At 48.4% G+C, this 12,449-nt stretch carries 10 protein-coding genes and 1 pseudogene; 1 reads left to right on the top strand and 10 read right to left on the bottom strand.

Annotation, left to right across the window (positions count from 1 at the left end; all coding sequences use genetic code 11):
• Positions 1–21 precede the first annotated feature (21 nt).
• From glmM to ACWA50_RS12490, 7 genes are all read right to left on the bottom strand, one after another.
• The gene (gene glmM, locus ACWA50_RS12460; RefSeq protein WP_431053007.1) at positions 22–1,356 is read right to left on the bottom strand and encodes a phosphoglucosamine mutase; all 1,335 of its coding nucleotides are present in this window, start codon (positions 1,354–1,356) and stop codon (positions 22–24) included.
• A 20-nt stretch (positions 1,357–1,376) separates the two neighbouring features.
• Positions 1,377–2,204, bottom strand: a complete 828-nt coding sequence (gene folP, locus ACWA50_RS12465; protein WP_431053009.1) for a dihydropteroate synthase — start codon at positions 2,202–2,204, stop codon at positions 1,377–1,379.
• Between the two features lies 1 nt (position 2,205).
• Positions 2,206–2,631: a VapD gene (locus ACWA50_RS12470; RefSeq protein WP_431053011.1), complete on the bottom strand. Its 426-nt coding sequence runs from the start codon at positions 2,629–2,631 to the stop codon at positions 2,206–2,208.
• 68 nt (positions 2,632–2,699) lie between these two features.
• Positions 2,700–3,548 (bottom strand): SDR family oxidoreductase, encoded by an 849-nt coding sequence (locus ACWA50_RS12475; RefSeq protein ID WP_431053013.1) that lies wholly within the window; start codon positions 3,546–3,548, stop codon positions 2,700–2,702.
• Position 3,549: 1 nt separating this feature from the next.
• On the bottom strand, positions 3,550–4,170 hold the full coding sequence (locus ACWA50_RS12480; RefSeq protein ID WP_431053015.1) for a class I SAM-dependent methyltransferase: 621 nt from the start codon (positions 4,168–4,170) through the stop codon (positions 3,550–3,552).
• A gap of 25 nt (positions 4,171–4,195) precedes the next feature.
• Positions 4,196–6,376, bottom strand: coding sequence for a 3-hydroxyacyl-CoA dehydrogenase NAD-binding domain-containing protein (locus tag ACWA50_RS12485; RefSeq protein WP_431053017.1), 2,181 nt, complete (start codon positions 6,374–6,376; stop codon positions 4,196–4,198).
• A 13-nt stretch (positions 6,377–6,389) separates the two neighbouring features.
• Positions 6,390–7,697: an acetyl-CoA C-acyltransferase gene (locus ACWA50_RS12490; protein WP_431053019.1), complete on the bottom strand. Its 1,308-nt coding sequence runs from the start codon at positions 7,695–7,697 to the stop codon at positions 6,390–6,392.
• A gap of 185 nt (positions 7,698–7,882) precedes the next feature.
• Here ACWA50_RS12490 and smpB point away from each other — a divergent pair, with 185 nt between their 5' ends.
• Positions 7,883–8,365, top strand: a complete 483-nt coding sequence (gene smpB / locus ACWA50_RS12495; protein ID WP_431053021.1) for an SsrA-binding protein SmpB — start codon at positions 7,883–7,885, stop codon at positions 8,363–8,365.
• A gap of 105 nt (positions 8,366–8,470) precedes the next feature.
• Here the strand turns inward: smpB and ACWA50_RS12500 are convergent.
• The 3 genes and pseudogenes from ACWA50_RS12500 to dnaG all read right to left on the bottom strand — a co-directional run.
• A pseudogene (locus ACWA50_RS12500) lies at positions 8,471–8,554 on the bottom strand (IS200/IS605 family transposase); the annotation flags it as partial.
• 193 nt (positions 8,555–8,747) lie between these two features.
• Positions 8,748–10,607, bottom strand: a complete 1,860-nt coding sequence (gene rpoD / locus ACWA50_RS12505) for an RNA polymerase sigma factor RpoD (RefSeq protein WP_431053023.1) — start codon at positions 10,605–10,607, stop codon at positions 8,748–8,750.
• 92 nt (positions 10,608–10,699) lie between these two features.
• Positions 10,700–12,445, bottom strand: a complete 1,746-nt coding sequence (dnaG, locus tag ACWA50_RS12510) for a DNA primase (protein ID WP_431053025.1) — start codon at positions 12,443–12,445, stop codon at positions 10,700–10,702.
• Positions 12,446–12,449: the final 4 nt, after the last annotated feature.

The raw sequence follows: 12,449 nt of genomic DNA on the forward strand, positions 1-12,449 counted from the left end.
AACTAAAAAGTAAACAAGCGGTTATACGTTTTTCACCGTTTCCGCAATTCGTTCTGCCGAGCGTTGAGCAAGCTCTCCGTCAGCGCATTCTACCATAACACGGATTAACGGTTCTGTGCCCGACTTTCTTAATAAAATTCTACCGTTTCCGTCTAATTCTTTTTCCACTTCCGCCGCCACCGCTTTCACGCTGTCGTGTTCCAAGGGGTTTGCACCGCCGCTAAAGCGTACGTTAATCAACACTTGCGGGAACAGTTTGACCGCACTTGCCAATTCATTCAGCGACATTTTTTGTTGTACCATCGCCGCCAGCACTTCCAAAGAGGCGATAATGCCGTCGCCGGTGCTGTTTTTATCTAAAATGATGATATGTCCCGAATTTTCGCCGCCAAATTTCCAATTGTGCGCTTCCATTTGTTCCAACACATAACGGTCGCCGACATTGGCGCGCACAAACGGGATTGAAAGCTGTTTCAACGCCACTTCCAACGCCATATTGCTCATTAATGTGCCGACTACGCCGCCGGACAATTTTCCGGCGCGCAACGCTTCGCGTGCGATGATAAACAGGATTTGATCGCCATCAACGACGTTACCTTTGTGATCGACCATCATCAGGCGGTCGCCGTCGCCGTCGTAAGCCAAGCCGACATCGGCTTTGGCTTGCAACACGATTTCACGCAAGGCATGAATATCGGTCGCACCGCACTTTTCATTGATATTTAAGCCGTTTGGTTTGGTACCGATTTCAATCACTTCCGCGCCCAGTTCACGCAACACATTTGGCGCGATATGGTAAGTCGCGCCGTTGGCGCAATCGACCACGATTTTGTAATTTTCCAAGCTAAGGTGTGCCGGAAAGGTGCTTTTGCAAAATTCGATATAACGTCCGGCGGCATCGGTGATACGACTGGCGCGCCCTAATTCCGCCGATTCGACGCAATCCATCGGTTGATCGAGCATGGCTTCAATCGCCGCTTCCACTTCGTCCGGCAATTTGGTACCTTTGCTGGAAAAGAATTTAATGCCGTTGTCCCAATACGGATTATGCGAGGCGGAAATCACGATCCCGGCCTCGGCACGGAAAGTGCGGGTTAAATATGCCACCGCCGGGGTCGGCATAGGGCCGATAAATGCCGCCGACAAACCGGCGGCGGTCAGACCGGCTTCGAGTGCCGATTCCAGCATATAGCCGGAAATGCGCGTGTCTTTGCCGATCAGCACTTTACGGCTGCCTTGGGTTGCCAAGACTTTGCCTGCCGCCCAGCCTAATTTCAGCGCGAAATCGGGGGTGATCGGGTATGTGCCCACTTTGCCGCGCACGCCGTCGGTGCCGAAATATTTACGTTCTGCCATTGTTTTTTCCTCTATTGATTTTAGGCGTTTTGCATTGCCTGCCAAATCTTCAATGCGTCGGACATCGCCGCCACATCATGTACTCTTAAAATCGTTGCGCCGTTAATCGCCGCCAGTAAGGTTGCGGCAACGCTGCCAACCATGCGCTGTTCCACCGCTTTATCCAACACCTGCCCGATCATGCTTTTGCGCGACAGCCCGACGAGCACCGGATAACCGTACTGACAGAAAAGGTTCAGTTGTTGCAACAACTGATAATTATGCCGCACGTTTTTGCCGAAACCGAAACCCGGATCAAGGATCAGGTGCACCGGTTTAATCCCTGCGCTGATACACGCCTGCGCCCGTTGCAACAGGTAATCTAAGACTTCCTGCACCACGTCCTGATAGTGCGGATTATGTTGCATGGTGCGCGGCTGTCCCTGCATATGCATGATACACACCGGCATATCCAGTTCCACTGCGGTTTGCAGCGCATTTTCTTCCGTCAGTGCACGAATATCATTAATCAAATTCATGCCGACCTTTGCCGCCTCACGCATGACCTGCGCTTTTGAGGTATCAACCGAGATCCAGCAATCAAAGCGTTGCCGTACCGCGTCCACCAACGGTACGACACGGTTTAATTCTTCCTCTAACGAGACTTCCGCCGCCATCGGGCGGGTCGATTCGCCGCCGATGTCGATAATGGTTGCGCCGTCCGCCAACATTTGTTCGGCGTGAAATAACGCGTTGTCTAATTGATAAAATTTGCCGCTGTCGGAAAATGAATCGGGCGTAATATTCAAAATCCCCATAATTTGGGGCGTAGATAAATCCAAAGTGCAGTTTTGGTGTGTGATTTTCATATTATTTTATATCTTCCAGTGCAAAAACTTCCTTGCTCAGAATGTCTTTAATTTTAGTTTCATCTAATCCGGCTTCAATCAAGCCTTGTTCGATAGAGGCTAAGCGTTTATTAAAACGTTGTTTAGCGTCATAAACTTGCTGCGCAATAAAATCCGCATTTAAATCACTTTCTAAACGGTAAAATTTAATATTTGATGTGCAATGATAAAACCAATCAAATTTAGCCGTGAGTTCTTGAATTGCAATTGTTCCGTGCGCTTCACTAACCCCCTCATTGCCTAAATAAACACTGCCTTGTATATTTTCAAAACCGTGTTTTAACAGCATGTTTTTAATGTCGTAATAGGCATTATTATAGTTATTGCCGTGATAATTATCTTTTAGGCAATTGGTATCCATATTAAACGTGATTAAATAACGGCTCATGTTCAGATCTTAAATTATCATAATATTGTTGTATATCGACGGAGGAAAATCATGATCAAATCGAGATCCTATTCCTGATGAAAATACTGCTCGGCTTGCGGCAGCATTTGGTACGGATCAGGATAACGGTATTCAAAACCGAGTTCTTGTACAATTTTATTGCCGTGTACAAGCCGTTGCAAATCGGCTTCGTCCTGCTCAAATTGCGGCGGTTCTAAATCCAGCACTTGCGCCATTTTGCGGTAATAATCGGCACGGTTAGGGTGCTGCGGCGCACTCAAATGGTACAGACGTTTATGTCCGCGCGTTTCCAGCAATAACTGAATTGCCAAAATACAATCGGTTTGATGAACCAAATTCACCGGTTGATTACCGCCTTTGACCGCACTTCTGCCCGCCAATCGGCTTACCGGATGGCGATCGATACCGATTAAGCCCGACAAGCGCAAAATATCACAATCGACATCATTTAATTGTAACAGCCAATTTTCAATTTCATACAACGCCCGTCCCACATCTGATTGTGGCTCAACCGCACTTTCTTCATCAAATTCGCCGTGCCGCTGCGGAAAAACCGAAGTGGAACTGATAAACAACAAATGTTGAACCCCGTGCAGTAACGCCTCATTCACTAAATTTTTCACCCCCTCGACATAACTGCGGGTATCGAAAAAATACTGGCTCGGCGGAATATTGATAATCAAAGTATCGACATCCAACAGGGCGTGCAAATCATCCGGATCGATGTCAAGCTCTGGGGTCAGTTGCAGGAAATATGCCTCAAAGCCATTCAAACGCATACTTTCCGCGCCGTCATGGCTGCGTTTGCTGCCCTTGACTTCCCAACCGACCCGTTGTAAATGTTTCGCCAACGGAAAACCCAGCCAGCCTAAGCCGACAATTGCCACCGAATTCATCTCACTCTTGTCCTATCTTTCGTAATATCAAATGTTGCATTTGCCCATGCAATAAACCGTACCGCTGCATTATCGCCAATGAATGCGGTTGTAGCAAGGGATCAATCTGTAACAACAGGGTTGTGCCGAGTTTGCGGCTGACATAATCCGCCACTTTACGCAGTACACCGACATCTTTTTCCGGCGGGACAAATTTATCCCAAACCGATATTATGCCGTTTGGTTTCAGCACCCGCACCGCTTCCGCCAGCAGCCCTTGCGGATCGTCGGTGACTGCCAGAATCAAATGCAGAATCACCAAATCCATACTGTTGTCGGGTAAGCCGGAAAGTTCCGCCTGCCGTTGTTGCAGCGTGAGTTCCAATTTATGCCCTTGCTTTTCCAATTGTTTCGCCTGTTGCTCGCACTTTGCCAACATTGCTTCGGAAAAATCAACCGCGTGCACCTGACTACCTTTAGGCAAATACGCCAAATCCAAACCGCTGCCACAGCCAGCCAAATAGATCCGCTGCGGCTCATTCAACGCAAGACGGGCAAAAACTTGGCGTCGTGGTGCCGCCGCCAAACGTAGTAACGGATTATAAAATCCGGCGTAAAAATCCCAACGTTTGTCACTCACCATAGTTTCACTCCTTACCAAGTGCGGTTTAAGCGGTTTCTTGTGCGGAGTTAGCCTGTTCGGCTCGCTGCCGCAACCACTCACAAGGGCGGAAACGTTCGCCGTGCTGCCGTTGCAGCAATTCCAATTCGGCTACGATAGTCTCTGCGCCGATGTCGTCGATGTAGGCATAAATACCGCCGCGAAATTCCGGGAAAAACATGCCTAAAACCGAAGCCACATTGCCTTCATCCAGATTGGTGATCACCCCTTCTTGCGCACAATATGCCGCTTCGTTTAATAACATCAAAAGACAACGGCGTACGATCTGCTCCGGTTCAAGATTATTTTCGGCAATGACTTCCAATACTTGGTAAACGCTTTTATCCACTTGGGTGCGATCGCCGCTGCGTGAATGATAGAGATAAAAACCACGCCGGTTTTTGCGCCCTTTGCGTTCATTTCTCAGCAAATAATCCACTTTCGGCGGCGGGGCGAAACGTTCGCCAAACGCCCGTTGCAAACTCGGCAACGCTTTTACCAAAATATCCAAGCCCATTTCATCAATCATTGCCAACGGACCGCACTTAAAGCCGAATTCCTGTAAGGCGCGATCAATCGTACCGACCGCTTCGCCGTCCAGCACACAATAAAAGGCTTCCAACAGATAGGGAATCATAATCCTATTGATAAAAAAGCCGGGCGAATCTTTCACCAATAACGGGACTTGCCCTTGCTCAATCACTAAACTGATGGCTTTGGCAATGGTTTGCGGCGAGGTGGTCGGATGCGGCACGATCTCCACCATCCGCCGCTGGCTGACCGGCGTGAAATAATGTACGCCGATGACGTTTTGCGGCCGCCGGGCTTTCGAAGCAATTGCCGCAATCGGCAACGTTAAGGTATTGCTGGCAAAAATCGTATTCTGATCATAATAGTTTTCGCTTTCTTCGATCAAATTCTGTTTCAGCTGCAAATCTTCGTACACCGCTTCAATCACGATATCGGCGGTTTGTTTACCGATAAAACGTTCGCCGCCGCTGATCAGATAGATTTTCTGGCGTAATTTTCCGTAAGGCAAATGCCCCTGCTCCACTTCTTTTTGCAACAACAGATAGCTTAAACGCAAGGCTTTCTGTACGCCGTCCGGATTAATGTCTTTAATCCGCACCGGCAAACCGGCGCGGGCGGCTGTAATATAAGCGATACCCGCGCCCATGAAACCGCTGCCCAACACCGCCACTTTTTTAATTTTGCCGTCGCTTTGCAAATCATGGTATTGATGGCGCATTTCGCGGTTGGTGCGTTCCATTTTCCGTAACATTGCTGAGGTTTTATCATGGAACAGGGTGACAAAGCTTTCTCTGACCGCACTTGGCACATCTTGTTGCTGCCGTTTGAATAAATCCAAAATCGCTTTGGTTGCCGGATAATGATCAAACGATTTCAGCCAGATTTGTTGTTCGACCTGTTCGATGATATGGCGGCGCAGCCACGGAATGCTTTCGCTTTTACCCGTGAAATAACCGGTTAAGTGATGATAACCGCTTTTCACCTTTTGGCTGGCGGACATCGCCTCGCCGCGGATATAACGGCAAGCGATTTGAAATAACATGGCACGCGGGACAATTTCATCCAGCAAATTTTTTGCCAGCGCGTCACGGGCGCTGATCTTATTGCCGGATAGCAACATTAATAAGCCGGCTTTCAACCCGATTTGTTGCGCTAACAGATGGCAACCGCCGGCAAACGGCAACAGCCCGGATTTCACCTGCGGCATCGAAAAACGGGTTTCCAAATCATCGGCGGCTAAGCGGTAGTCGCAGGCTAATGCCAGCTCCAGCCCTAAGCCGAAACAAGTGCCCTGCACTGCGCACACCGCCGGGAAAGAGAGTTTTTTTATTTTCTGCAGTAATTCTTGGCTCTGTTGTGCAAAATCGTATAATTCGTCACGGCTTTTTTGTTCCAAACCGGTCAGACCGAATCCCTGTACAAAACTGTTTTCCTTGCCGGAAATAAACACCAATCCGCGCAACGGCCAATTCGATAATTGTGCCAACAACGCATTAAGGTAATAAACCGCTTCCTGATTCAGCCAATTTTGTTTTTTTGCCGTCACATTCAGGGTGATGACCGCAATATCGCGCTGATAAAAACTGAGTTTGAACAGCTCGGTATGCTGTTCGCCCTGATAGTCAAATCTTGCGTCATTTTGATTATCTGCTTGCATTTCCATACCTCAACTATTCCCGTTCCAACACCATTGCCGCACCTAGCCCGCCCAACCCGCTTGAGGCGATCAAAGCGGTTTCACCGCCTTGCCGCTGTAACTGGTGCAAGGTTTGAATCAAGACGCGCAAACTGGTAATCGCCCGCGGGGAGCCATATGCCAACGAGCCGCCCAACACGTTAAATTTATCCATATCCACACTGCCAAGTGCGGTATCACGCTGTAACTGTTTTTGTGCAAACCGTTTTGACTCGAACAGGTGTAGATTCGCCAAAATTTGCGCCGCCGAAGATTCGTGCATATCGATCAGATCAATATCGCTCAACTCCATATTCGCCCACGCCAATGCTTTGGCGGAGGCATGGGTTGCGCCCAATAACATATTATGCCAAACATCGTTGCCGGTCAGCGCAAAACTACGGATATAACCAAGCGGTTTCAACTGGTACTGCTCGACTAATTCTTCTCGCATTAATAACACCGCAGCCGCACCGTCCGCCGGCTCGGATACGCTCCAAGCCGTCACCGCATTATGCGATCCCGCCTGCAATGGTTTGAAGTGGTTGTAATAGTCCGCGTCAATCCGTGCGCTGATCATATTATCCCTTGCCACATAATGACGGTAAGGCGCCGGATGGGACAACATCACCTGTTCGCTCATCAGTCCCTGTTGCCACGCCAGTTCCGCAAGTTGGTGGGAACGGGCGCTGTATTGATCCAATTGTCCGCGGCTCAAGGCAAAATTCTGCGCCATCTGTTCGGAAATATCGCCCAACGAATAGTTGGTCATTGCGTCGCGTAAATTGACTTGTTGCAGTTTCAAATCTTGGCGTGACAGGCGTTTAAACAGATTCCATTTGCGACTGTAGCTGGAGGTGCGCCAAATATCGCGCAAGGTGCGAATCACTTTCGGTTTCAAACTGAACGGCGCATTGGAAATCGAATCCGCCCCCCCGGCAAGCCCGCAAGAAATCGAACCGCTGATAATCCCGTTACACACATTCGCCACCGCTTGCAACCCGGTGATACAAGAGCTGCTCAAGGTATACGCTTGCGTGTGCGGCATTGACAGAGCCAAGGCGATTTCGCGCGCCAAATTCGGCACATCCGGCTGCTGAATCACCTGTCCGAAAATAAATTTATCGACCACGCTACGATCAAGCGGCAAACGGTTTAACAGCTCGTTCGTCACCATAATGCCCAAGTCGGTGGCATAACACGCTTTAAATCCCGAATTACGGCGTACAAACGGCGTGCGCAACCCCGCCACCACGGCAATCCGCTCACCGCGCGCATTCACCAATCTTTGTTGGATAGGCATAACTGCACCTTTAACTATTGCTGGTTAAATATCGCATAGCATAACAAATCCGTATCAAAATAAACGAAAATTTTTTATTTCCGCTGTAATTTTCCCGCTTTCGCTTTCTAGTTGGGCAGCTTATTGATACAATTTCGTCCTATTTGAAAAATTTATGACTTCGAAGCATTAAAAAACGAATTATTATGACTAAGAAAAAAGCAAAAGTCGGCTCGAATACCATTGCCCTGAATAAACGGGCGCGCCACGATTATTTTATCGAGGACGAAATCGAAGCCGGACTATCCCTGCAAGGTTGGGAAGTGAAATCCATGCGTGCCGGTAAAGCCAATATCAGCGACAGCTATGTGATTTTTAAAAACGGCGAAGCCTATCTGTTCGGCGCAATGATTACCCCGTTAAATGTTGCCTCAACCCATGTTGTCGCCGATCCGACCCGCACACGCAAACTGTTGTTAAGCAAACGCGAGTTGGCAAGCCTGTTCGGTAAAGCCAACCGCGACGGTTACACCATCGTCGCCTTATCGTTATATTGGAAAAATGCCTGGGCGAAAATCAAAATTGGTTTGGCGAAAGGTAAAAAACAACACGATAAACGTGATACCATCCAAGACCGCGAATGGCAACGCGCCAAAGAGCGGATTATGAAAAACAGCAACCGTGGTTAGTATCGAACGGATAAAATAAAACCGCACTTTGAGGTTTGATCAATCTCAGATCGATTCCCAAAGTGAGGTTTAACTATCCCGCTCGCCAAATCCGCTATTTATTCAATAGTTAGGGGTAAAGACTATGTGATACTTACAGTTCCATCTTGTATGTGATAGACTTGAACCGTCATTGGATTTACTTGCTATTGGCATATCCTCCTATATCTTGAATTTTGGTTGTCAGCCTTGTTCATTATATCGGAGGATTTTTTCTACTATGCCAGCTCTTTGATTCCATACGCATAGCGTATGGTTTTTATAGGCAGCCTTTGTCTGCTATAACAAAAAGTGCGGTATTTCTCTCGAATTACCGCACTTTTTCTTTTTAAATCAATGCTTTTTATTCATCCAAGAAACTTTTCAGGTTTTCCGAACGGCTCGGGTGGCGCAGTTTGCGCAGGGCTTTGGCTTCGATTTGACGAATCCGTTCACGGGTGACGTCAAATTGTTTGCCCACTTCTTCCAAGGTGTGATCGGTGTTCATGTCAATACCGAAACGCATTCTCAATACTTTCGCTTCACGCGGGGTCAAACCGTCCAACACTTCTTGGGTTGCCATTTTCAGGCTTTCCGCTGTGGCGGAATCCAACGGCAGCTCAAGGGTGCTGTCTTCGATAAAGTCGCCTAAATGCGAATCGTCATCGTCGCCGATCGGGGTTTCCATTGAAATCGGCTCTTTGGCGATTTTCAGCACTTTGCGGATTTTATCTTCCGGCATGTTCATGCGTTCCGCCAACTCTTCCGGCGTGGCATCACGCCCCATTTCTTGCAGCATTTGGCGCGAAATACGGTTGAGTTTGTTAATGGTTTCAATCATATGCACCGGGATACGGATAGTACGCGCCTGATCGGCGATCGAACGGGTGATCGCCTGACGAATCCACCACGTGGCATAGGTCGAGAATTTGTAACCGCGACGGTATTCGAATTTATCCACCGCTTTCATCAAACCGATATTGCCCTCTTGAATCAAATCCAAGAATTGCAGACCGCGGTTGGTGTATTTTTTCGCAATCGAAATCACCAAACGTAAGTTGGCTTCCACCATCTCTTTTTTGGCACGGCGGGCTTTCAATTCGCCCTGTGAAATACGTTCGCCGATTTCACGGATTTGCGCCACTGACAAGCTGCTGTCTTTTTCGATTACTTCGAAACGCCCGATAATCTCACGGATTTCCGGCTCGTAGTTCTGTAATTTTTCCGACCACGGTTTGCCTGCGCTTAACGCTTTCACTAACCATGCGTCGCTGGTTTCGTGTCCGATGAAGCCTTTCGGGAAGTGCGTGCTCGGCACTTTGCTGTAGTCGCTGACCAAACGGCGCAATTGGCGCTCTTCGGTACGGATTCGTTTTAACATGCCGCGCATTAACAAAACCAAACTGTCGAATTGTTTCGGCACCAAGCGGAATTGTTGGAATACTTCCGACAACACCGCAATATGCTCTTTGGCTTTTTTACTGGTTCGCCCATGTTTGCGGATTACTTCCAGCGTCACGCTGTAATGTTCTTTTAATTCGGTGAATTTTTGACGGGCAAATTCCGGGTCAATGCTGTTATCAGAGTCATCGCTATCGCCGCTATCGTCACTTTCGGCTTCTTCCTCGTCGTCATCCAAATCGGCAACGTCGGCAGCGCCGTCCTCGTCCACCTCGGCAAATTCATCTATTTCAGCCGCTTCTTCTGCCACAATATCGTTTAAATCCACAAAACCGGTGATCAAATCAGTCAAGCGGATGGTACCGGCTTCTACTTGGTCGTACTGTTCCAATAACGAGGTGATCGCTTCCGGATATTCCGCAACCGCACTTTGCACTTCGTTAATGCCTTCTTCAATGCGTTTGGCAATATCGATTTCGCCTTCGCGGGTCAGCAATTCCACGCTGCCCATTTCGCGCATATACATCCGCACCGGGTCGGTGGTGCGCCCCAATTCGGCTTCCACGCTGGACAGCACTTGGGTCGCTTCTTCCACGGCGTCTTCATCGGCGATGGTTTCATTCAACATCAAATCATCGGCGTCAGGGGCGGTTTCCAACACCTGAATCCCCATGTCGTTGATCATTTGAATAATATCTTCAATCTGCTCGGCATCGACCAATTCTTCAGGCAGGTGATCGTTCACCTCGGCAAAGGTCAGATAACCCTGTTCTTTTCCCTGAGCAATTAGTAATTTTAGTTGAGATTTAGAGGTTTGCTCCATAAGTTAGACACCCGCACTTATTGATTATTAAGGTTAAAAGGCAAATTACAGCGTGCTATTATAACATAACCGCCGAAGCTTACCCAATGGATTTATTTGCTTGCCAACAGCAATTGCGCCAACTCTTTTTTCTCGTCGAGACTCAAACTGTGGTTGCGATCTTTGGCAATTAGCAGTTCCATACGTTTTTCAATTAATTGGTTATACAGATAACTGAGATTATCGGTAAAGGTTTTTTCGACGTTTTCGTCATTGATTAAATGATCCCACAATGCCAACATTTCAAGGTGTCGGCTGTTTTCTTTTCCGCGCCAATGTTCCAAAATCTGCCCGGTGGTCAGCCCCACCCGCTCCCTGCACAAATTCGCCAGTTCGTAAAACAGTTGAAAACCGGGATCTTGCAATGCCTGTAGCGATTCAATATCAGGGATCAGCTCCACCAATTTCGGATTTTGTAATAACAGCGCAATCAACAAGCGCATTGGCGTTTGTTTGATTTTGGGCTGCCTAAAGTGCGGTTTTGCCTGATGTTCCGGCGCCGCCAATAATTTCTGTAGCTGGTTCGGATCTAAAATCCCCAATTTGCTACCCAACATTTCCACCAAATAGGTGCGCAGCAATTTGCCCGGAATTTTTTGAATCAACGGCTCGCTCAACGCCGCCAGTTTCGCCTTGCCTTCTTTACTGGTGAGATCCACCTGCGCCAATAAATGTTCAAACAGAAATTCATTCAAGCTTTTGGCTTGCGCGACAAACTGTAAAAACGCGTCTTTGCCGACTTGGCGGATATAGGAATCGGGATCTTCGCCGTCGGGCAAAAATACGAATTTGAGCTGCCGCCCGTCTTGCAAGTGCGGTAACGCATTTTCCAACGCGCGCCACGCCGCCTCGCGCCCGGCACGGTCGCCGTCGTAACAGCAGACAATCTGTTCGCAACTGCGGAACAACTGATAAATCTGCTCCCCGGTGGTCGCCGTGCCTAATGCGGCAACCGCATTATTTACACCGAATTGCGCCAACGCCACCACGTCCATGTAGCCTTCCACCACCAGCAGAAATTCCGGTTCGGCATTGTCTTGCAAGGCTTCGTATAACCCGTACAGCTCGTTGCCTTTATGGTAAATAGCGGTTTCCGGTGAGTTAAGGTATTTCGGCTTTTCATCACCCAACACGCGCCCGCCGAAGGCGATCACCCGCCCGCGCTTATCGCGAATCGGAAACATTAAACGGTTGCGAAAACGATCATAAATATTGCCGCGATCATTTTTCGACAACATTCCGCTGTCGAGCAACTGCTGCTCGGTATCTTTGCTTTTGGCGAATTTGCGCAACACCGAATCCATGCTGTTCGGCACAAAACCGATTTGGTAACGCCGCACCACCTCTGGCGACAGTCCGCGCTTTTCCACATAGGCTTGCGCCGGAATATCCGCTTGCAGATTGTGCTGATAAAAATCGGCGATTGCTTGCATTAATTGGTGGAGATCGCGCTTACTTTGATAAGTTAAGTGCGTACCGCCCTGCTCGGCTTTGCCCTGCTCACGCGGCACGTCCAAACCGTAGATTGCCGCCAGTTCTTCTACCGCCTCGACAAATTCCAACTTGTCATATTCCATCAAAAAGCTGATGGCATTGCCGTGGGCACCGCAACCGAAGCAGTGATAAAATTGTTTATTTTGACTGACAGTAAAAGAAGGCGTCTTCTCATGATGAAAAGGACAGCAGGCTTGGTAATCCCGTCCGGCTTTTTTCAGCTTGACCCGTGTATTGACCAACTCGACAATATCGGTGCGCGCCAGCAAATCGTCAATAAAGGTTCTGGGGATTAGTCCTTTCATATAA

This window comes from Testudinibacter sp. P17/SS/0325, from assembly GCF_053570765.1.